General features: G+C 38.0%; 20 protein-coding genes. 11 read left to right on the top strand and 9 right to left on the bottom strand.

Annotated features, from left to right (window positions below):
• Positions 1-7 precede the first annotated feature (7 nt).
• Complete coding sequence (locus tag F0362_RS05880; protein WP_000412002.1) at positions 8-1303, bottom strand: alpha-amylase family glycosyl hydrolase; 1296 nt, start codon at positions 1301-1303, stop codon at positions 8-10.
• A 218-nt stretch (positions 1304-1521) separates the two neighbouring features.
• Between F0362_RS05880 and F0362_RS05870 the strand changes: the two genes are divergently transcribed.
• The gene (locus F0362_RS05870; RefSeq protein ID WP_001091643.1) at positions 1522-2754 is read left to right on the top strand and encodes an ammonium transporter; all 1233 of its coding nucleotides are present in this window, start codon (positions 1522-1524) and stop codon (positions 2752-2754) included.
• Between the two features lie 272 nt (positions 2755-3026).
• On the opposite strand, the gene katB is transcribed toward F0362_RS05870, so the two are convergent.
• The 3 genes from katB to asnB form a co-directional block, all read right to left on the bottom strand.
• Positions 3027-4493: a catalase KatB gene (gene katB / locus F0362_RS05865; protein WP_001069169.1), complete on the bottom strand. Its 1467-nt coding sequence runs from the start codon at positions 4491-4493 to the stop codon at positions 3027-3029.
• Positions 4494-4550: 57 nt separating this feature from the next.
• Complete coding sequence (hemH, locus tag F0362_RS05860; RefSeq protein WP_001075096.1) at positions 4551-5510, bottom strand: ferrochelatase; 960 nt, start codon at positions 5508-5510, stop codon at positions 4551-4553.
• A gap of 190 nt (positions 5511-5700) precedes the next feature.
• Positions 5701-7548, bottom strand: a complete 1848-nt coding sequence (gene asnB / locus F0362_RS05855) for an asparagine synthase (glutamine-hydrolyzing) (RefSeq protein ID WP_000333956.1) — start codon at positions 7546-7548, stop codon at positions 5701-5703.
• Between the two features lie 240 nt (positions 7549-7788).
• On the opposite strand from asnB, the gene F0362_RS05850 reads away from it, so the two are divergent.
• On the top strand, positions 7789-8343 hold the full coding sequence (locus F0362_RS05850; RefSeq protein ID WP_000616037.1) for a DUF2777 domain-containing protein: 555 nt from the start codon (positions 7789-7791) through the stop codon (positions 8341-8343).
• A 57-nt stretch (positions 8344-8400) separates the two neighbouring features.
• On the opposite strand, the gene F0362_RS05845 is transcribed toward F0362_RS05850, so the two are convergent.
• Positions 8401-8766, bottom strand: a complete 366-nt coding sequence (locus F0362_RS05845; RefSeq protein ID WP_000233490.1) for a YisL family protein — start codon at positions 8764-8766, stop codon at positions 8401-8403.
• Between the two features lie 150 nt (positions 8767-8916).
• Between F0362_RS05845 and rocD the strand changes: the two genes are divergently transcribed.
• Together rocD and F0362_RS05835 are read left to right on the top strand one after the other, a co-directional pair.
• On the top strand, positions 8917-10107 hold the full coding sequence (rocD, locus tag F0362_RS05840) for an ornithine aminotransferase (RefSeq protein WP_000616647.1): 1191 nt from the start codon (positions 8917-8919) through the stop codon (positions 10105-10107).
• A gap of 110 nt (positions 10108-10217) precedes the next feature.
• Positions 10218-10499, top strand: coding sequence for a hypothetical protein (locus tag F0362_RS05835; protein WP_000926856.1), 282 nt, complete (start codon positions 10218-10220; stop codon positions 10497-10499).
• Positions 10500-10534: 35 nt separating this feature from the next.
• On the opposite strand, the gene F0362_RS05830 is transcribed toward F0362_RS05835, so the two are convergent.
• A complete protein-coding gene (locus F0362_RS05830) occupies positions 10535-11434 on the bottom strand; it encodes a fumarylacetoacetate hydrolase family protein (protein ID WP_001213067.1) in 900 nt (299 codons plus the stop codon).
• 246 nt (positions 11435-11680) lie between these two features.
• On the opposite strand from F0362_RS05830, the gene F0362_RS05825 reads away from it, so the two are divergent.
• The 7 genes from F0362_RS05825 (at position 11681) to gerPF (ending at position 13945) form a co-directional block, all read left to right on the top strand.
• Positions 11681-11857, top strand: a complete 177-nt coding sequence (locus F0362_RS05825; protein WP_000462849.1) for an aspartyl-phosphate phosphatase Spo0E family protein — start codon at positions 11681-11683, stop codon at positions 11855-11857.
• A gap of 101 nt (positions 11858-11958) precedes the next feature.
• Positions 11959-12180, top strand: a complete 222-nt coding sequence (gerPA, locus tag F0362_RS05820; protein WP_001111187.1) for a spore germination protein GerPA — start codon at positions 11959-11961, stop codon at positions 12178-12180.
• A gap of 14 nt (positions 12181-12194) precedes the next feature.
• Positions 12195-12401: a spore germination protein GerPB gene (gerPB, locus tag F0362_RS05815; RefSeq protein ID WP_001012514.1), complete on the top strand. Its 207-nt coding sequence runs from the start codon at positions 12195-12197 to the stop codon at positions 12399-12401.
• Positions 12402-12469: 68 nt separating this feature from the next.
• Positions 12470-13084, top strand: coding sequence for a spore germination protein GerPC (gene gerPC, locus F0362_RS05810; protein ID WP_001070753.1), 615 nt, complete (start codon positions 12470-12472; stop codon positions 13082-13084).
• Positions 13085-13090: 6 nt separating this feature from the next.
• Positions 13091-13285: a spore germination protein GerPD gene (gene gerPD / locus F0362_RS05805; RefSeq protein ID WP_001052804.1), complete on the top strand. Its 195-nt coding sequence runs from the start codon at positions 13091-13093 to the stop codon at positions 13283-13285.
• Between the two features lie 15 nt (positions 13286-13300).
• Positions 13301-13687: a spore germination protein GerPE gene (locus F0362_RS05800; RefSeq protein WP_000902321.1), complete on the top strand. Its 387-nt coding sequence runs from the start codon at positions 13301-13303 to the stop codon at positions 13685-13687.
• A gap of 42 nt (positions 13688-13729) precedes the next feature.
• Entirely contained in the window at positions 13730-13945 is a 216-nt protein-coding gene (gene gerPF, locus F0362_RS05795; protein ID WP_001141566.1) for a spore germination protein GerPF, read from the top strand.
• An 88-nt stretch (positions 13946-14033) separates the two neighbouring features.
• On the opposite strand, the gene F0362_RS05790 is transcribed toward gerPF, so the two are convergent.
• The 3 genes from F0362_RS05790 to addB are packed head-to-tail and all read right to left on the bottom strand — an operon-like array spanning position 14034 to position 21571.
• Entirely contained in the window at positions 14034-14321 is a 288-nt protein-coding gene (locus F0362_RS05790; protein ID WP_000179959.1) for an RNA polymerase alpha subunit C-terminal domain-containing protein, read from the bottom strand.
• A 12-nt stretch (positions 14322-14333) separates the two neighbouring features.
• The gene (gene addA, locus F0362_RS05785; RefSeq protein WP_000572318.1) at positions 14334-18059 is read right to left on the bottom strand and encodes a helicase-exonuclease AddAB subunit AddA; all 3726 of its coding nucleotides are present in this window, start codon (positions 18057-18059) and stop codon (positions 14334-14336) included.
• Entirely contained in the window at positions 18056-21571 is a 3516-nt protein-coding gene (gene addB, locus F0362_RS05780; protein WP_061529373.1) for a helicase-exonuclease AddAB subunit AddB, read from the bottom strand. Before addB ends, addA begins: the two co-directional genes overlap by 4 nt.
• Positions 21572-21579 lie beyond the last annotated feature (8 nt).

Here is a 21579-nt window from a genome sequence, read left to right as displayed (position 1 = left end):
TCTCACCTCATCTACGTTTCCTTTTAACCGCAATTAAAAACGCAATAAATAATACGTTCACACCGACGATTAAGGAGATAAATAACCAATTCACACCTGTTTCTTTACTAACAGTATACACATTCGATTCTTCACGCTTTAAAACGAGATAGAACTTCCCGTTTTCTTCTCTTATAATTTCGTCTTCTAACAATCCTCTTAACTGTTGTTTTTCACCAATTGCACTTGCAGGTAAGGAAACTTTTTGTGTTTCTTTCGTATTATTAATTGCTACTAATGTTACTTCATCTTTGTACTTTCGTTTTAATATACTCATTCCATCTTTATCATATAAAAGTTCAAACGTACCACGTCGTAAAGATGGTCTCATTTGTCTAAGTTCGCCAAGCTTTGTTATGTGCTGCATAAACTTTTCATCTGATTTAAAATCCATTAATCGGCGATTATCCGGTACGCTTCCTCCATCTAATGCGATTTCAGTTCCGTAATAAAAATTCGGAATCCCTGGTGATGTTAATAAATAGGTAAGAGCTAGTTTCAAACGTGATGGCGGATAATACATATTTTCTTTTGCGATACGTGCAAACCTTTTTGTTTCTTGATTATCTAAAAACGTAACAAACTCCTCTTCTTTTTTACTCACATCATATAACGATTTCACCGATACATCCGCTCCGGAAAACGATTCTACTATTTTTTCATTGTATTCACTATCTTCTTTTGTCATAATACGAAAATCTTTCTTTATCACTTGCATATCCTTTTGAACGTCACCCCAGAAAGAACGCGGCTTTTTTTCACTATGTATTACATAACTTCCATCTAAATCGACTTCTTTTACCCACCATTTCATCGAGTCGATTACTTGTTGTTCGTTTTCTCCAAATGGAAATTGAAATACAACTTTCATTCCTTTTTCGTGAGCTTCTTTTACAAGCTCTTTCACATCATTTTCTGTTCCGAAATGTTCATTTACTTTTTGAAAATTTCGCACGTCTAATCCATCATACTGTCCACTTTCAAAAAGCGGCGAAAGCATAACAGTCGTAAAACCCATTTCTTTTATATAATCCAGCCTTTTTATAATCCCTCTTATATCTCCGCCCTGATAACCTTCTAAATTACCAACGTCTAACTGCTTGTCATTTTTCGGTTCTCCATTATTGAAGCGATCAATCATAATCGAATATATGACTTCATCTCGCCACTCTCTTTTTTCATCTGCAAAAGTATGTATTGGTACAAACAAAACGACAGCTAAACAAAAACAAATGAATAGGTTCCTAGTCCATATTTTTTCCACACGCATCCCCCAAGTTTTTTAATTGTAAGAATATTATACCAATTATCCAAGCAAATCGCATACGCTGATTTCATTCCTTCAAAAATACATAATGTTAGACTTTCTTACATGATTAATAAAATTTTCTAAAAATTCAGTTGATTTTCACCTCAATTTCGAATATGATATGAAACATAACAAATAATGTAATATTTTCTAACATTATAGGAGGGGATTGAATGAATACGGGAGATACAGTTTTTATGTTTATAACGACAGTAATGGTCATGTTAATGACACCAGGATTAGCACTTTTTTACGGAGGCATGGTTCGTAGTAAAAATGTATTGAGCACAACGATGCACAGCTACAGCGCAATGGCTATCGTCTCAATTCAGTGGATTGTAATCGGTTATTCTTTATCTTTCGGACCAGATTGGCACGGACTTATAGGCAATCTCGATTGGTTCGGCTTAAACGGAGTTACCTACGCACCAAATCCAGACTACTCATCTACTATTCCTCACAATTTATTTATGATGTTCCAACTCATGTTCGCTATTTTAACTCCAGCTTTAATTTCAGGTGCATTCGCTGAAAGAATGCGTTTTTCTGCCTTTCTTATTTTTATTCTTCTATGGACAACACTCGTTTACAATCCCGTCGCTCATTGGGTATGGGGCGTTGGCGGATGGCTAAGAGAACTTGGCGCGTTAGACTTCGCTGGTGGTAATGTCGTTCATATCACTTCTGGTGTTGCTGGTCTTGTATTAGCGATTTTCCTCGGAAAACGAAAAAACATAAACGGTACCTCTCCTCACCATTTACCATTTACGATGTTAGGTGCAGGTTTACTATGGTTCGGGTGGTTCGGTTTTAACGTCGGGAGTGCATTATCATTAAACGACGTCGCTTTAACTGCATTTATTAATACAAATATAGCCGCCGCTGCCTCTGCTCTAACTTGGATGCTATCTGAATGGTTCTTCCAATCGAAACCGACTGCGATGGGAGCTGCTTGCGGGGTTGTTTCCGGTTTAGTCGCAATTACGCCAGCTTGCGGATTTGTTACACCTTTCTCCGCCCTTCTTATCGGAGCAATCGGGGGCGTATTATGTTTCGGTGCTGTCTTCTTCTTGAAAACGAAATTTGGGTACGACGATACACTTGATGCATTCGGATGTCACGGCATCGGAGGAACTTGGGGCGGTATTGCAACTGGACTTTTCGCAACTACTACTGTAAACGGTGATGGCGCTAACGGTCTGTTTTACGGAAACGCAGCTTTACTATTTAAACAACTTGTCGCAATCGGAGCAACATATGCATTCACAATTATAATGACATACGCCATTATTAAAGCGATCAACTACTTCCTCCCTGTTCGGGTAGATGAGCACGAAGAACATATGGGACTTGATATTTCGATGCACGGTGAGAAGGCTTATGAGTATACTGAGCGAGTGAATTAAAAAAGAGATGCAATCTACTACTAGTAGATTGCATCTCTTTTTATTATACTGTCGGTGGTATACCCTAGTTGGTATATTCATGAATATATCAGCGATTATTCGGATATATCGACGATTTTTTAAATATATCAGCGATTCTTTCATTATATCGACGTTTCGACACAAAATATCGATTTACCAACAAATTCCGACATGATGAAAACGAAAAATACCCCGTGTAAAGCTTATTTTACACATAAAAAGACGACCGAAAACCGGTCGTCTTTTTCTATTTATTTCGGAGCATTCCCTACATATTGCGTAATATCAACATTTAACGCTTGAGCTAAACGCATACCGTACTCTTGATCTGCACGGAAGAAGTTACAAACAGCTAATAATTTCGTGCGCTCATTTACGTCTTTTAAGTCGTTTGTTAAGTTTGCAATTAAGTTATCTTGCTCTTCTTTAGAAAATGAACGGTAACGCTCCCCTGCTTGTTTGAAGTCATTTGGTTTCTCAATTTTTTCACGAGATACGTAGCCTTCTACTTTCATAGTTGAATCGCGGTAAGTTGGATCTTCAACCGGATTTTCCGTATGACGGCTCGGTTCGTAGTTTACCGTAGATGGGTTTTGATTTACTTGCATTGCACCATCACGTTGTTGGTTATGAACAGCTGCATATGGGCAGTTTACAGGAATTTGTAAGTAGTTTGCACCAAGGCGATAACGCTGTGTATCTGGGTAAGAGAATAAACGTCCTTGTAATAATTTATCTTCAGATGGTTCAATACCATTTACAGTTGCACTCGGAGAGAACGCCACTTGTTCTACTTCCGCGAAGAAGTTTTTCGGATTACGATTTAACGTCATTGTTCCTACTTCCATTAATGGGAAACGATCTTCGGGCCATACTTTCGTTGGATCTAGTGGATCAAAGTCTAAAGAATCCGTTTCATCTAGTTGCATCACTTGTACGTGTAAATCCCACTTCGGATAATTTCCTTTTTCGATTGCATCGAACAAGTCACGAGTTGCATGGTTGAAGTCTTTCCCTTGCACTTCTTGCACTTCTTTTGCATTTAAGTTACGTACACCTTGCTGTGGTTTCCAGTGATATTTAATATAGACGATTTTACCTTCTGCATTAATCCATTTAAATGAATGGACACCGAAACCTTCCATTTCACGATAACTCGCTGGTGTACCGTAATCAGAAAATACCCACGTCATCATATGTGTAGATTCCGGACTTAACGTCATGAAATCCCAGTAACGATCTGGCGTTTGAATGTTTGTATCAGGTGCTGGTTTTAAAGAATGCACCATATCAGGGAATTTAATTGCATCACGAATGAAGAAGACTGGTAAGTGGTTACCTACGATATCGTAATTTCCTTCTTCTGTATAAAATTTAACAGCGAACCCACGTGGATCACGAGCTGTTTCCGGAGAACCTTGACCATGAATAACCGTTGAGAAACGAACAAATACAGGCGTTTCAGTTCCTTCATTTTGTAAAAATGCGGCTTTCGTATATTGCTTCATGCTGTTTTTCGTTACGAATACACCGTGAGCACCTGCACCACGCGCATGCACAACACGCTCTGGAATACGTTCACGATCAAAATGTGCAAGTTTTTCTACTAAATGATAGTCTTCTAACAATACCGGTCCACGGCGACCAGCTGTACGAGAGTTTTGATTATCTCCAACTGGAGCACCTTGGTTTGTTGTTAAGCGATTATTTGGATTCATCTGGGGATCCTCCTCTTTCTTTCGTAGTAATTATTATTTATTTAAAATTATTATAAACTAATTATTATTCAAAACTAAATCTTTGTCAACTATTCCCTTCATTTTTTTGGAAACAATTTCAGCTAAACAATCAATAAATACAGGTTGTGCATTTGGCATATTCGGTCTAAAATATTGGGCGTTTAATTCATCCGTTACAACCTTACATTCATAGTCGTTGTCATATAAAACTTCTAAATGCTCTGCCACAAATCCAACTGGGCAATATACGAAAGATTCATATCCATGCTCTTCAAATAAATCTCTCGTTAAATCTTGCACATCTGGTCCAATCCATGGGTCTGGTGTATTTCCTGCACTTTGCCAACCAATTGTATAGTGCTTTACACCTGCTTCTGTAGCAATTAAATCTGCTGTTTGCCGTAATTGCTCTACGTATGGGTCACCTGCTGCAATAATCTTCTCTGGTAAACTATGCGCCGAAAAAATTACGACTGCTTTTTCTTTATCTTTAACTTTTGTAAACGTTTCTTTTATTTGATCTGCCCAATAGGAAATAAACTTCGGTTCATCGTACCATTGTTCAATTGGTTCAATAACAGGGCCACCAATGTCTTCTGAAAGACGAATCGCGCGTTCATTATATGCTTTAATGCTGAATGTAGAGTAATGCGGTGCTAATACGATACTAATCGCATGCTCAATCCCATCTTTCTTCATCTCTTCTACTGCGTCTTCTATAACTGGTGCAATATGTTTTAATCCTAAGTAACAAGTAAATTCATACTCTGTAAATATATTATTCATTGAATCCGTTAATTTATGCGCTTGCTCTTTCGTAATTTTCGCAAGCGGTGATATTCCACCAATTGCTTTATAACGCCCGATTAAATCTTGGAGCGCTTCTTCTGTTGGCTTACGCCCATGACGGATATGTGTATAATACGCTTCTACATCATCCAATGACTCCGGCGTTCCATACGCCATTACGAGTAAACCTATTTTTTTCTTTGCCATCTATTTCACACCTCAATTTTTGAAAATGAGAATCTTTTTCAAGAACATTTGTTTCCAATTATAACAAGCAATAATAAGTACGTCAAAATAATAATTCTAAATAAATATTATTTATAAGGTGATTTTTAATTTTATATGACAATTTATTTAATAAAAAAAGCGGCTCACGTACATGTAAGCCGCTTTTTTGCTATTCTTTAATATTTACCCCATACTCTTTAAACCAAACGTGAATTTGTGCTAAATGAGCTAGAAGTTGCGGCCCAGTCATTAATTGACCGAACCAAGGTGTTTGGAATGCACTTCCGCCTGAGTGGATTAATCCATTCAATTGCTCTTTATCAAACAATTCATGCAAAATTGAGCCTTTATCCGTTAATAAATCTTGTAGCCATACTGTTACCGCTTTTGTATAATGCGGGTTATGCGTTTTCGGATAAGGACTCTTCTTTCTATATAAAATGTCATGTGGAAGTATCCCTTCTAAAGCTTTACGCAATAGACCTTTTTCGCGGTTTTCATACATTTTCATTTCCCAAGGAATATTCCACGCATATTCGACAAGTCGGTGGTCCGCAAATGGAACGCGCACTTCTAAGCTTGCTCCCATACTCATGCGGTCTTTTCTGTCTAATAATGTTGTCATAAACCATACCATGTTTAAATAAAATAATTGTCGTCTCTTCGCTTCCAGTGGGCTTTCTCCCTCTAAAATAGGAACTTCTTGAATGGATTCTTCATAGCGCCTTTGTACATATTGTTGTAAATTTAATTTACTTCTCCATTCTTTCTTCAGAAGTTGTTCACGTGCTTCTGTAGAGCGCATCCATGGGAATGCACTTGATTGTAAATCATCTTCTCTATAAAACCATGGATACCCACCGAAGATTTCATCTGCACATTCTCCAGATAAACCGACGACAAAGTCTTGTTTAATTTCGCGGCAAAACCATAATAATGAGGAATCGATATCTGCCATACCAGGCAAATCACGAACGAGCACCGCTTCTGTTAAACACTCTGCTAGCAGTTCATTTGAAATGACGCAACGATGGTGAGTCGTTTGAAACGTTTCAGTCATTAAGTTAATAAACGGCGCATCTGAATTGGGTTGGAATGCATTTGCTTTAAAATATTTTTCATTATCTTCATAGTCAATAGAATACGTGTGTAATGGCCCTTTCCCTGATCTTTCATATTCTTTTGCGGCAATTGCTGTTATAGCACTTGAATCTACACCACCTGATAAAAAAGTGCATAACGGTACATCAGAAACGAGTTGCCTTGTAATAGCATCTTGTAATAAAAAGCGTGTTTTCTCTACTGTCTCTTCAAAGGAATCTTCATGTTTTTTGCTTTCTACATTCCAATATCTCCATATACATAAACCATTTTTTGAAAATGTCATTGCGTGGCCCGGTCGTAATTCTTTTATACCAGCATAAATACCGTGACCAGGCGTTCTAGATGGTCCGAGGCCGAATATTTCTGATAACCCTTCTAACGTTACTTCAGCCTTCACATCAGGATGCGCTAGTATCGCTTTTAACTCTGAGCCAAATAGTAATCGTCCACTATCATATTTATAAAATAGCGGTTTTACACCTAATCGATCTCTTGCAATAAATACTTGTTCTTTCCGTTCGTCCCATACAGCAAACGCATATATACCGTTTAAATGATCGACACATTCTTCTTTCCATTCAATATACGATGCTAATAATACTTCCGTATCAGAATGACCTTTGAACGTATATCCTCTTCTTAAAAGTTCCTTTCGAATGTCTTCCGTGTTATAAAGTTCGCCGTTATAGCAAATTGCATAATTCGCTTCATCCTTTAAACAAGTCATCGGCTGTTTACCACCCTCAGGGTCAACAACGATTAACCGTTTATGCCCAAACGCGACATTACCCTTAATCCAAACTTTATTATCATCTGGGCCACGCTTCGCTAACGTCTCAGCCATCTTCATAACGACGGCCCTTTCTCCTTCTAATGAGCGTTTATAATCCACCCATCCTGTAATCCCGCACATATAAATCATCCTTCCATCTTATTACTTTTCCTGAACGTGCAGTAATCCCCACTCTAAAAGTGCGGATACAAAAAAATGACAAACTTGACGATAACCTACCATCCGTATACGGAATAGTAATTTCACTCAGTAAAACGTGTTTTATTGTATGCCCACCTATGTCCGGATGTGTCTAGTTATAAAGAACGCGCGAACTGTCTATAACAAGAATAACTACTTTTCATAAAGGAGAAATCGTGTATGATACAACGTAAACATATTTTATATAACCAGCCTCGTGCTCATTCAGTCGGTAATGTAGAATATATAAACAATGAATGGGTATTCTTTGATGATGAAAATGACGAAGCATTTTTATTAGAAGATATTGCCGAAGATGGCTTTGAGGTTTTATATAACAACAACTGGCTACCAGCTCGTTTTTATGAACAAAACATATTGCAAATCGCAAATGAACAACACCCCCTCCAAAACGGGGAAATGATACGCATTCGTAAAAAATTACTCCTTAGCTATCATGAATGGCTTGAGGAATTACCCGATTCTGTTTTTGCGTTATTAACAGAATCATTGCAATCACTTCATTACTCTCTATATGATTGCATGTATTGCCATAATTATTTATCCTTCTTACCGAAAGAGGAAGCATGCGAGGGCGTAAATATTCTTTTATTTGATAATGAAGAGATGATCTGTACACTGCAGCACCATTTCGTTCGTCACTCTTCTTCAAATAAAAATATTTTCCGTTTTACGAAAGTAAATGGAGAAGAGTTGCATATCGATGCGACATAAAAATAAAAACCACCGTATCCCCCAAACATTTGAGAGATACGGTGGTTTTATTTTTTATTAGAATACTTGCCAACCAATCGGTAATTTCAGTCCAAGGTAAAATACCGCTACTAGTGCGACAATAAATAATCCCCAAACTGCCCCTGTTGCCTTATTCTTGCTCATTTTCACAAGAACCATTTCCATTCCACCGATAACTAAAATACCAGCTATCATTTTTAAACCGTACCACATGTGCATGTTACTTGTTGCAGTCTTCATAATACCCATGTACAACATGAAACCTGTCACAATAATGATAATGTACATAAGACGAAGCCCCATATGTACACCTTTCCCTTTTCTTCCTGCTGAATAAAGTGAATACGCAACGAAGAATAAAATTAAACCTAACGCCCATGCTGTAATATGCATATGTACCATCGTATCCCCTACCTCCTCTTTTCACACTTTTTCACTCTATATGATAACATGTTCATTTATTTTCAGGAAATGTTTCGCTTTTTTACATTTAAATGATATAATATTTAGAGTATTTACAAACTTCTTGTAATAACAAAAGGGGGAACAATCATGATTCAAACTAAGGATATTATCGAACTTACAGACACATACGGAGCAAATAACTATCACCCACTTCCAATCGTTATTTCTAAAGCAGAAGGCGTTTGGGTAGAAGATCCTGAAGGAAATCGCTATATGGACTTATTAAGTGCATATTCTGCAGTTAACCAAGGTCATCGTCACCCAAAAATTATTAACGCTTTAATTGACCAAGCTAATCGTGTTACGTTAACTTCTCGTGCTTTCCATAGTGATCAATTAGGCCCTTGGTACGAAAAAGTTGCGAAACTAACTAATAAAGAAATGGTACTTCCAATGAATACAGGTGCAGAAGCTGTTGAAACTGCAATTAAAACAGCTCGCCGCTGGGCTTATGATGTGAAAAAAGTAGAAGCAAACCGCGCTGAAATCATCGTTTGTGAAGATAACTTCCACGGACGTACGATGGGTGCTGTTTCTATGTCATCAAACGAAGAGTACAAGCGTGGCTTCGGTCCAATGCTTCCTGGCATTATTGTAATTCCTTACGGTGATTTAGAAGCGTTAAAAGCTGCAATTACACCAAATACAGCAGCATTCATTTTAGAGCCAATTCAAGGTGAAGCAGGAATTAACATTCCACCAGCTGGTTTCTTAAAAGAAGCTCTTGAAGTATGTAAAAAAGAAAACGTTTTATTTGTAGCAGATGAAATCCAAACAGGCTTAGGCCGTACTGGTAAAGTATTTGCTTGCGACTGGGACGATGTAACTCCTGACATGTACATACTTGGTAAAGCACTTGGTGGTGGCGTATTCCCAATCTCTTGCGTTGCAGCAAACCGCGACATTTTAGGTGTATTCGAGCCAGGTTCTCACGGTTCTACATTCGGTGGTAACCCACTTGCATGTGCTGTTTCTATCGCAGCTCTTGAAGTGTTAGAAGAAGAAAAATTAACAGAGCGTTCTCTTCAATTAGGAGAAAAATTAGTTGGGCAATTAAAAGAAATTGATAACCCAATGATTACTGACGTTCGCGGTAAAGGTTTATTCATCGGTATCGAATTAAACGAGCCAGCTCGTCCTTACTGTGAACAACTAAAAGCAGCTGGGCTGTTATGTAAAGAAACACACGAAAATGTAATTCGTATCGCACCACCTCTAGTAATCTCTGAAGAAGATTTAGAGTGGGCATTCCAAAAAATTAAAGCTGTTTTATCGTAATGATAGAGAGGTTGTCCTACACGTTAGGACAACCTCTTTCCTTTTATAGTGATTTATATTAAAGTTCAATTGTAATTTTCTGTTTTTTCATTCATAGAAGGAGGTGCGACATGCTATTAAGATATGGTAAACATATTAACTATTTAGCTACAGCTTTTATTTTAGTTACATTCTTTGGTTTCATCCTTTCCACAACATGGCTTCATTACTCAACTCCTACTACACTCACACTACTGAAAGCATCATTTTGGACTGCTGTTATTCTTACTATTATTGGATTTGGACGAGAAAAAAGCGCACTTGCGGTTATATTATTTGGCATTTGTACACTTGCATTAATTGGTCTTTACACTTTTGCCGTTATCGATTACCTCTATAACCCGAGACCATAGAAAAAAGCTATCTTTATACAAGATAGCTTTTTTCTTCATTTCACTACATTTCGCAAAGTACCAATTCCCTCTACTGTAATGACCACTTCATCACCAGCGTGTAAAAACTTCGGTGGTGTAAAGCCCTTTCCGACACCAGACGGCGTTCCTGTTGCGATAATATCGCCTGGTTCTAATGTCATCCCTTTACTTATCGTTGAAATAATTTCTTCAATTGAAAAAATCATTTTATTTGTGTTTGAAGTTTGTCTTACTTCTCCATTTACTACTGTTTCGATGTGTAATGCGTTCGGCGTTTCAACCATTGATTTATGCATTAAATACGGTCCCATCGGACAAAACGTATCGAAGCTTTTCCCAAGGAAAAACTGTTTATGTTTCCTTTGAATGTCACGAGCGGTTACATCATTTATAACTGTATATCCGAAAACATGGTCAAGCGCTTTTTCTTTTTTTATTTGCTTCCCTCGCTTACCAATAACAATAGCTAGTTCCCCTTCATAATCTAGTTCATTCGTTGCGTGGGAATGCCCATTGATTTTCTCATCAATTCCAATAACTGTTGTTGGTGCTTTCGTAAAAATCATTATATTTTCCGGAATAGACTCTACTCCGCCCATCTCGATTGCATGTTCACGATAGTTTTTCCCAACACAAAGTATATTCTTTCTTGGCCTTGGAATTGGTGCTAATATTTTCACCTCTGTTAACGGATAATACGCTACCCCTTCATTTTCCTTTGCCCAATTTACAATTTCACATATTTTCTCAAGACATTCAGTCCCTCTTTCAATACACTCTAACATTGTAATCGGAATCGTAACCTTTTCCCCTTTTTGTCTTTGCGCTTCTCTTAAGTGCAGTACTTTTTCTTCCTCTTCGTCTACAATACCTAAAAATACCTTTTCCTCTTTCTTCGCCGTTACAAAACGCAATATTTCCACTCTCCATCCTAAAACTCATACCATTTAATTGTATTCGCATCTATAAGAAAAAAACCTTCTCATGCACGCTAATTTTTACAATATTCTTCTCGCACCTTATTCGTTACCATTCGTTATTTGACATAAAATGTAGAAATTTTACTTTTTTTAGCGAAGTTGTTTCTTTTTTATGGGATTTTTGTATAATATGTACTACATATATACTAAAAATTTCATTTAGAGATGGAGCCGATTTCAATGTTTGAGCAAGCTATTGAAAAAAAACGTGAAAAAATGATCTATTTTGCCGAACGCTACGGAATGACTTCTCAAAAAACAGTGGATTGTAGCCAAGAACTGGACAGGCTCTTAAATGTAATTTGGCATGTACATACGGATTTTCAACCTAATCAAACATTCGAAACACACACGTAATAACGTGTGTGTTTCTTTTATTTCAAAAAAAAACACACATTTTATTGAAAACGCCCATACAATAGTAGAAAAGAAAATTTTAAAAACGAAAGGTGTTTTATATGCCAGCTATGGTCGGACATATTCGTATCGTCAATATTGGGTCAAGTGGTATTTTTCACATTGGAGATGTATTTGCGATTAGGCCTATTAGTTATTCACGTGCTTTCGCTGGGGCCGGCTCTTTTAACGTTGGAGATAATGTTTCTGTCTACAATTATCAAAGCGCAACGACTGTCAATGATTCAGATGTAATCGATCAAGCGATAATTGGTTCAACTTAAAGGAGGCAATTGCATTGAATTTTTACGTGAACCAAAGTATTATCATTAACAGTATTAGAATCGATAGCATTACGACTTCTTCTGTATTCCAAATTGGTACGGCCGGAAGTATTAAAGCTCTATCTAAATTTTCAAATACGGGTGGATTTACAGAACCTCTTCGCCCATTACAGGCGAAAGGACAAATTATTTCTATCAAACCATCAAACAGTTCTTCTTAAGGCATCCTTGTCATAAATATATAGCAGGAATATATTTACCCTCCCTATTGAAAAGGAGGTTTCACAAAATGAATCAAGATATATATACTTACTTACACCAACTTCAGCAAGCTCTCCAAATACAACAAGCAACCATCCTTAGCCTAGAAGATCAAGTCCGCCAATTACAAGAAGAGCTTAATGAATTAAAAAGTCGCCCCTCCTCTTCTATAGGAAAAGTGGAATACAAATTCGATCAATTAAAAGTAGAAAATTTAAATGGTACTTTAAATATTGGTTTAAATCCATTTTCAACAAAAGGACAACAAATTGAAGATTTTCAAGTTGATACAGAAACATTGAAGGTCAATCCTGAAACTGACACCAACCCTGACTTTTATCAAGGTATCCTTCAAGAAATGCATCGCTACTTAGATGAAGAAGCATATAATCGAATTCTCCATTTTGAACAAGAAGAGAGAACACCGCTTGATGAAATGTATCGACAAATGATGGTTGATGACATAAAAAAACAGATGGAGCATAGACTTCCTTATTATTTATCACAAGCTCAATCATATGAAGGTATTTCAACAGATCCAGATTATTTACGAGACCTCATTATTCAAGCAATGAAACAAGATATCGACAAAGCCTTTCTATCCTTTATTCAGCACATACCGGGAAATTTCCGAAAGGAGTAAGTATGTATGAATCTTAACGTTGTAAATCGCGAGTTAAAAGTCGGACAGATTAAAATGAACGGTGTATCTTCGTCCGCTCTCTTTTTAATTGGGGATGCAAATTTCCTCATTTTATCTTCTATTCTTGATACACCGTTTGAAACTGTTACAGAGGGTCCATTTGTACCATTAGTAACAGATGTCCCTCCTACTCCAGGTTAAGGAGACTGAGAAATTATGTTACATCATGTGTCTATTGTCCAAAATGTTTCTATTATTTCTTTAGGGATTGCTGCTGTATTTCAAGTTGGAGATGCAAATCAAATGGAATTAAAAAGTAGAGCTCTTGCCGTCCACAGGGAAATCCCTTGTTATATAAAAGGTGAAGGGCGCTTAGATGCATTTGAAATCTTTACAGATGAACACATTACAATCCCAAAGCGAACGACAGATGTCAAATTAAATATTATAAATGAATGCCCTTTTATTGAAGTAAATAACGTTGAATTGCGAACACTTTTAAATTCTGGTTGCTTTCAAATTGGAAATGTTGATTATGTTTTTAATAACTCTCGTATTATGCAAATCCGCCAATATATTACGGATGAACCTTCCGCTCAATAATTCATATAGTAATTAAAAAGCTTAGTAAAGTAGGTGGATGGTATGCCTTCTGTTGTTGGAAATCTCGTCGTTCAAAACAGTAACGGTTCTTTCAATTTAGGAGATTTTTATAACGTGTCTCCGAAAGAAAACACGAAAGCCTATAACGGATCTGGAGCTTCCAATGTTGGGTTTGTCGTGAATACGTTTAACGGTGTTAGTGCAACAAATACGTTTGATTCTGATGTGGCAGATCAAGATCAGATTGGAACAGCGTAAAAAAGAGGTGTCTCCTATAGGTGACACCTCTTTTTTATATGAAATAGTAACGGATCTTTTCTTTGAAAATTATTCATCACATCACCATTTATTTAAATGATAATCCGCCCTCCTCCAAAGCCTTTCTAAGCTTTGGTAAAGATGCGGGGCCCATACCATGCAGTTTTAAAATTTCTTTTTCACTATATTTTGAGAGCTCTTCTACAGTGTGAATACCATGGTGCTCTAATCCCCTTCTTGCTGGTGCTGAAAGAAGAGAGAGAAAACCTTCTTTTGGCTTTCTCTCTTTCTCACAGGTTGGGCAAGTTGGACAATCGCTACTTTTATAGTATTCATGTCCTTTTTCACACGTTCTTAACGTTTTTTCCGTCGCCATTTTCAAGCCCCTCTATTCCTCAATATTCACAACATAATTCCCATCAAAGAAGTATAAACATTTCTCTTTCACAGGATGTTGTAAGCTTTTCTCGAGTGCTTTTGCATATAACGAAAGCTGCACTTTATAGCGATCTTCTAAAATTGGTTTTGCTTGTTCAAATCCGCCTGGGAATTTACCTTCAATCGTATCTGTTTTGAAATCGATTAGCGTAATACCATCTTCTTCTTCAATCATGCAGTCGATAACCCCTTGGACAAGAATCGATTCCCCGCTATTCCCTTGCCAATCTTGATATGCTTCTTCTGCTGATAGCATCATCGTAAATGGAACTTCACGCTCAACACTTTTCGCCGCTAATACCCTTTTACCTAGGTCACTGTCAAAGAATGAAATTATTTTTTCAATCGCTATTTCTTCCGCCTGCTCGAATGTTAACAATTCCTTATTTACCATTCCAGCAATTTGTTCTTGAAGAACTTCAACCGTAATCGGCTTCTTCAAATCTACATGTTGCATAACGGTATGGACTGCCGTCCCACGCTCTGCGTACGTTAATCCTTTTTTCTCCATAAAGCGCGGACGTGTTTTAATTGGTGCACGTAGTTTTTTAATAAAGGCGTTATCGCTGCCTTCTTCAGACTGATAATTTCTCTTTATTTCTGTAACGGATTGCTTCGCACGATGAGAGGTTGCTTCCTCATACCCGTACTTCCACATTAACCTATCGTACACTTCTTCTTTTCGTTCACTTTGTAATGGCACAGCCTTTTTCTCACGAAGTGCTTCTAACAACTCTTGTTTCTCTTCTTGAACTGGCTCTGGTGCAAGTAGCGTGTTACCGTCCACAACTTCTACTTTCCAGCTAGTGTCATACCCGTAAATTTCATCTGGAATACTTCCTTGTCCTAATTCAAGAAGTATTTCACTATCACGATGTCTATATAATGAAGGTGCAATCCAGTCTAAATAGCAAGACGCTCCAGCACGTATGTGATCCGGTAATAACCATTCACTATGTTCCCTCGCATCGAGCCATTTTTCCATTTCCTTATTTGCATCCTTAACTGTTCCGATTAAAATTAACTTCTCTTTTGCACGCGTTAAAGCTACGTATAATACGCGCATTTCTTCCGCAATTAATTCCATTTTCATTTTACGTTTAATTGCAAGTTGCGATAATGTCGTATATTTAATTCGTTTACGCGGATCAATGAACTGTGAACCGAAACCGAAGTCTTTATGCAGTAAGAAACGTTTCATTAAATCTTGTGTATTAAAACGACGACCGAGTCCAGCTACAAATACGACCGGGAACTCAAGTCCCTTACTTTTATGAATCGTCATAATGCGAACAACATCTTCTTGTTCACCAAGAGCTCTCGCCGTCCCCATATCGTCACCGCGTTCTAAAATACGTTCAATAAAACGTAAGAAGCGGAATAATCCTCTAAATGATGTTGCTTCATATTGCCTTGCGCGGTCATATAATACACGCAAGTTTGCCTGCCTTTGCTTTCCAGCTGGTAAACCGCCGACAAAGTCATAATACCCTGTCTCACCGTACACTTTCCAAATTAAATCAGAAAGTGATTGTTGGCGCGCGAATTCACGCCATCCTTGTAGTAAGTTATAAAACCATTCTAGTTTTTCATGAAGTTCTTGTTCTTCTTCAAGCGGTGCACCTTTTAAGAATGAGCTCATTACTTCATAAAATGACCCTTTCTTTCCGTGAGCACGAAGCGTCGCAAGTTCTTCATCATTTAATCCAACGATCGGTGAACGAAGTACTGCTGCAAGTGGAATATCTTGCATCGGATTATCAATAACGCGGAATACGTTCATCATAATATTTACTTCTGTCGCTTCAAAGTAACCAGTCGCAAGGTCTGCATATACTGGAATTCCTTGTAGTTTTAACTCTTCCATAATTTGCGGTGCCCACGGCATAGAGCGAAGTAAAATAACGAAATCACGATATTGCACTGGTCGCATACTATCCGTTTTTCGGTCATACACTTCATAACCTGAATCGACCATCGCTTTAATGCGCTGCGCCATAAGACGAGCTTCCAGTTGCGCCTTTTCGACTTCCGTACCTTCTTCACCCTCTAGTACTTCTTCTTCCGTTTGCTGAATGCATAATAATTCAGCTGCTACATCTTCACCTATTGGATAGCTAGCACCTAGCTTTAATTCAGCGTCAGCATCGTAATCGATTTCCCCAACTTCTTCGCCCATAATTTGTTTGAAAATAAAGTTCGTACCTGCTAGTACTTCATGACGACTACGGAAGTTTTTCGCTAAATCAATCTTCATTCCGCCGCCCGATCCTTCTTGCGTGAAGCGTTTATACTTTCCTAAGAATAAGCCTGGTTCTGCTAGTCGGAAACGGTAGATTGACTGTTTTACGTCACCAACCATGAACAAGTTCCCTTCACTCTCAGAATCTTTCGTTACGAATTTAATAATGGATTCCTGTACGAAGTTCGTATCTTGATATTCATCGACTAGTACTTCTGCAAATTTATTACGATATTGAAGCGCTACTGCTGATGGCTTCACTTCATCATTTTCACTTTGTTCACTTAAAATTTGCAAACAGAAATGCTCTAAATCTGTGAAATCAACCATTCCTTTATCTCGCTTCATCGCTTGGAAACGCTCTGTAAAGACTTTTACGAGCTTCACGAGTTTTTCTAATACAGGATGCATATCTTGAAAATCTCGTAAGAAACTTTCAGGTTTGCGGCTAAATAACTCTTCTTGTAATTTCTTCACTTCATCTTTCGCTTTATTACGAAGAGAGTCTACTTGTTTTACAACATCCTCGTTGTAATCACTTTTCTTAATACGCTTTAACGTTTGCCACGATACGTTTTGCATCGCTTCATACACGCTTGTCCACGATTCACGAGCTGCTGATGATAACATTCCAAGTAAAGCTGCATCCGCTTGCAGGGTTTCAACGCGAGGCGCCGGGCCGTCAGGAAGCATTGCGAGTTCGGTTGCTTTACGAATATGTTGTTCCGCTGTTTCAAGCTGGAATCTCACATCTTCTAATAGGTAAGAAGCATACACTAAATCTTCAATTGTCTTTCCTTCCACGTCGTATGCTTCTACTAATTTATCGAGCCATTTTTCCGGATTTGGATGCGCTCTTGATTCTGTATGAAGCGCTAAAATCATTCTTTGTAAGTCATCATCACTACGGTCACTCGTATAGCGATCAACTAATTCAAAGAAAATACTATTATCTTCGATTCCATACTCTTCTTCTAATATGTCATCTAGCACTTCTTCTTTTAACAACTCATTTTCTGTTTGATTTGCAATACGAAAACGAGGATCAACATCCAGCATGTAGTAATACCCTCTAATTACTTGTAAACAAAATGAATGGATCGTTGAAATAGATGCTTTATTTAATAGGCTCAGCTGTTTTCTTACATGTTGAGATCCTGGCTCATCAATTAGTACTTTTTCTAACGCTTCTCCAATTCGATTTTTCATCTCTTGCGCCGCTGCATTCGTAAATGTTACAACGAGCAGGCGATCGACATCGACTGGATTTTCCTCATTAATAATCTTTTTAATCATACGTTCAACTAATACTGCTGTTTTTCCCGATCCAGCTGCTGCTGCGACTAAAATGTCACGTCCATTCGCTACAACGGCTTTCCACTGGTCATCTGTCCATTGACTACCTTCTGGTTTTTTAGGCCAATTCTCTATCATTCTCCGTCAACCTCCTCTCTAATTTTCTCCATCGCTTCACTATCTTTCATATCTTTTAACGTACGGAATTGATTATCTTCAAGTGATTCATCAAACTGACAGACAGATTTGAAGTTACAGAACGTACATGCCGCTTTATTCCCCTTTTTGTAAGGAGCAATATCAATAACACCTTCTGTAATGTCTTTTCCGATATTTTCAAACGTATGGTGTACATATTTTTGCAGTACGTTAAACTCTTGCTCACTTGCAATGCTAGAACGCGCACTAAAACTACCGTCTTTTTTCAGACCAGCAGAAATAATATCTGAACTTCCTGTTGAAAGTTTGTTATCCATTAAACGAACAACGTCAGCATCTCCTAGTACGAGGCCTTTCATTTTAAATTTCTTTAAAATTTCTTTTTCAATTTCAGCTTCAGATGCGTCACCTTTCATTTCAACAATCGGGTTATGAATATGAAAGTACAGTACACCAGCAGGTGATGCTGCGTGGCCTTTTTTCATCCACGTTTGTGCATTTGTAGTAACGACATCTAAATACGTTAACATTTGAAGTGCCAATCCGTAATACACTTCCGTTAAGTCTAACGCTTTTGAACTTGATTTATAATCAATAATACGAAGGAATGTTCCGTTTTCATCTTCAGCCTTATCCACACGGTCAATACGGCCGATAACTTCCATCTTCACACCATTTGGTAATGAGAATTCCATCGGCGGAAGCGATCCCGTACCGCCCATACCGAATGGCACCTCTAAATCAACTGGTACGAAACCGCTCGACTTCGCGTGTTCACGAAGAATGATTGACGTACGGAAAATGATTTGTTGTAGTTTTTGTTTTAAATAGAAATGACGATTTGAGCTTAATAAAATTTGTCTTTGTAATAACGGTGCGATTTCTTCTATTACTAAAACAGAAAGATGCTCACACTCTTTTATTGATAAATCCGCCCAAGTGCGGTTTTCGCGTAATAGCCTGTCTGCAATTCTCTTCAGTGCTGCATGGAATAGTTCACCGATATCTGGTGCATCTAGTTTAAAAATATCACGCTCTCTTAACGATAAACCGTGCTGCGCGAAATGAGCGTACGCACAACGGTTGAAGAGTTCCATACGAGAAACGCTTCCTTTTATTTTATCTCCGTATAAATCTCTACTTACTACCGTACTTAGTTTCTGCGCACGATTTCGATAGAATAAACTCGATAACACGCGACTACTTTTTTGTTTCCATTCATCCGAAGTGACGTAGAAGTTATAGACGTCCCACCAAAAATCTAGATTCCCTTCAAATCCGTATCGCTTCCACGTTTGTAGTTGCTGCATGACATAAGATAACGTCACTTCTGGCGTTGCTACGTATGAAATTTGTTCCGAACGCGATAAGTCGTTTACGTCATTCGTAATAAACGAGTCTTTCACATTAGGGAACATTCTTTTTATTTTCTTAATAAAGCTAGATGCAAGTAATGTCTTTCCTTCTTCATCTGCAAGTGGGCATGAAATATATAATTTCTCAGACGCTCTCGTTACCATCTGATACATAACGAACTGCTCTTCTAATAAAGTTTGTCTCGTCGTTGGCGCGAGTTCAATTCCTGCCGCACCAAGAACTTCTCTTTCCTCATCAGAAAGCATCCCTTCATCCATCGGTGCTGCTGGAATAACTCCTTCATTTACGCCGATAATAAACGTAGCTTTCACATCTGATAACCTGGAGTGATCAATATTGGCAACTAATACTTGATCTAATGATGGCGGAATGTTAGCGAATTGAAGTGCCTCAAGTCCTGTCGACATAACGTCCGTGAACATAGATAGTGACATTTTCTCCTCACCAAGCATTTCTACAAACGTATCAAGAAGGCTCATTACTTCTTCCCATACTTGTTCATGGTCTGTTGCAAATAAGAAATCTCCGCTCTCTTCTGCACGTATACGTAATTCTTCTAACTTCTTTGGAACGTCAAGTTCTTCTAAAAATAAGTAAACCGCTTCGCACATTTGCATCACTGTTCCCGCACGCTTTAACCTTTTTTGCATGCGAATAACTGGCGTTCTTACAACATCACGCAGCCTGTTTATTTTCTCTTCCATTTCACGTTCAATATCTGTTATCATTCCGTTTGTATCGTCAAGTGAACGGTAACGGCGATACATCCACGGATCCTCAGAAGTCCATCTCTTCCCTTGTACACCGTACGCTAAACAGTAGTTTTCGAACTCATCCATCTCTTCACGCATCATTTCTTTCCTTACGTCTAATGGATATAAAAGCTCTGTTTTCACGCAGCGAAACACCGCGTCATAACGCCAATTTCCGCTAATAATTTCTAAGGCAGAACGAATACACTCTACTAATGGATGATGTGACATCGGGCGTTTTTCATCGATGAAGTGTGGAATATTATAATCTGTAAATAACGTTCGCATCACATCGTAATAACTTTCCCCGTTACGAAGAAGTACTGCAATATCTCGATAACGATACGTTTCATCCGCGACAAGTCTACGAATTTCACGAGCGACCCCTTCTACTTCAGCTCGTAAATTCGCCGCTGTACTAATTGTTACACTTGCTTCATCATAATACTTTTCATTCGGACGCGCTTCATAATGCGTTTCTAAATGAGCTAATGCCGGAGAATGAAAACGCGGTTGTTCCATAAGTGGAATTGTTTTTTCAATTTCTATTTTCTCTTCACGCGCTACTTGTTTTATTTTTTCATATGTTAACGTCGTTTCATAAAATAAATCCAGTTCATTCACTGGCTGCGCTAATGTTTTTTCATCTATCGTTAACGTAATTGTGACTCTCGCTCCACAAATCATGAGCTGTCTTACAATTTCAAGTTCTTGCGGAGAAAATGAATGAAACCCATCTATATAAATTTCAGCACCATTTACATACTCAGACTGCGGAAGCTTTTCCACTAGCAATTGTAAATAGTCTTCTGAATCTAAATATTTCCCGATTAAAGCACGTTCAAAATCATCATATAATAGCTGTAAATCATATACTTTATTCGCTAATAACTTTTGCTCAGCACTGCTACTATGCGCATCTAATTGTTGCCACATTTCATATACGTTAGATGGCGTCACATTGTAACGTTTAAACTCCGCAATCATACTGCCAAGATGCTCAAAGAAACCGTTTTGCTCCGCTGCTTTTTGGAACACCGATAATCCATCTTTACGAGATTCTACAATTTTACGAAGTAACATATGCACACCCGCTTCATCAATATGAAGACGACTCGCTCCGCCAACTTCTTGCAACACCTTCCAAGCTAATCGTGAAAAACTAAAAACTTGTGCCCGAATAGAACCTCTTACATCCTCACTTTCAATTAACGCCTGCTGCGTCTGGAATGTCATCTGTTCTGGCACAAGATATAATATTGTTTTGCCTCTCGGGCGCTGTTTTAACTCTTCTTGCACTTCTCGTAAACAAAGTGTACTCTTTCCACTTCCCGCTCTACCAATCACCAATCGAAGTGACATGTAACCCC

Origin of the sequence: Bacillus sp. BS98, assembly GCF_008432245.1 — a bacterium.
GTDB classification, from domain to species: Bacteria; Bacillota; Bacilli; order Bacillales; family Bacillaceae_G; genus Bacillus_A; species Bacillus_A toyonensis.
Note: the sequence above shows the minus strand (reverse complement) of the source record. Positions and strands in the feature narration are given on the sequence as shown.

Excerpts from the sequence above, each read along its gene's own strand:
- gerPF (WP_001141566.1), top strand. The coding sequence starts at position 13,730 with ATGCCTTCTGTTGTTGGAAATCTCGTCGTTCAAAACAGTAACGGTTCT.
- hemH (WP_001075096.1), bottom strand. The coding sequence starts at position 5,510 with ATGGCAAAGAAAAAAATAGGTTTACTCGTAATGGCGTATGGAACGCCG.
- gerPC (WP_001070753.1), top strand. The coding sequence starts at position 12,470 with ATGAATCAAGATATATATACTTACTTACACCAACTTCAGCAAGCTCTC.
- F0362_RS05790 (WP_000179959.1), bottom strand. The coding sequence starts at position 14,321 with ATGGCGACGGAAAAAACGTTAAGAACGTGTGAAAAAGGACATGAATAC.
- rocD (WP_000616647.1), top strand. The coding sequence starts at position 8,917 with ATGATTCAAACTAAGGATATTATCGAACTTACAGACACATACGGAGCA.
- F0362_RS05800 (WP_000902321.1), top strand. The coding sequence starts at position 13,301 with ATGTTACATCATGTGTCTATTGTCCAAAATGTTTCTATTATTTCTTTA.
- asnB (WP_000333956.1), bottom strand. The coding sequence starts at position 7,548 with ATGTGCGGGATTACAGGATGGGTGGATTATAAACGCTCATTAGAAGGA.
- F0362_RS05835 (WP_000926856.1), top strand. The coding sequence starts at position 10,218 with ATGCTATTAAGATATGGTAAACATATTAACTATTTAGCTACAGCTTTT.
- F0362_RS05825 (WP_000462849.1), top strand. The coding sequence starts at position 11,681 with ATGTTTGAGCAAGCTATTGAAAAAAAACGTGAAAAAATGATCTATTTT.
- F0362_RS05845 (WP_000233490.1), bottom strand. The coding sequence starts at position 8,766 with ATGGTACATATGCATATTACAGCATGGGCGTTAGGTTTAATTTTATTC.
- addB (WP_061529373.1), bottom strand. The coding sequence starts at position 21,571 with ATGTCACTTCGATTGGTGATTGGTAGAGCGGGAAGTGGAAAGAGTACA.
- F0362_RS05870 (WP_001091643.1), top strand. The coding sequence starts at position 1,522 with ATGAATACGGGAGATACAGTTTTTATGTTTATAACGACAGTAATGGTC.
- gerPD (WP_001052804.1), top strand. The coding sequence starts at position 13,091 with ATGAATCTTAACGTTGTAAATCGCGAGTTAAAAGTCGGACAGATTAAA.
- gerPA (WP_001111187.1), top strand. The coding sequence starts at position 11,959 with ATGCCAGCTATGGTCGGACATATTCGTATCGTCAATATTGGGTCAAGT.
- addA (WP_000572318.1), bottom strand. The coding sequence starts at position 18,059 with ATGATAGAGAATTGGCCTAAAAAACCAGAAGGTAGTCAATGGACAGAT.
- katB (WP_001069169.1), bottom strand. The coding sequence starts at position 4,493 with ATGAATCCAAATAATCGCTTAACAACAAACCAAGGTGCTCCAGTTGGA.
- F0362_RS05850 (WP_000616037.1), top strand. The coding sequence starts at position 7,789 with ATGATACAACGTAAACATATTTTATATAACCAGCCTCGTGCTCATTCA.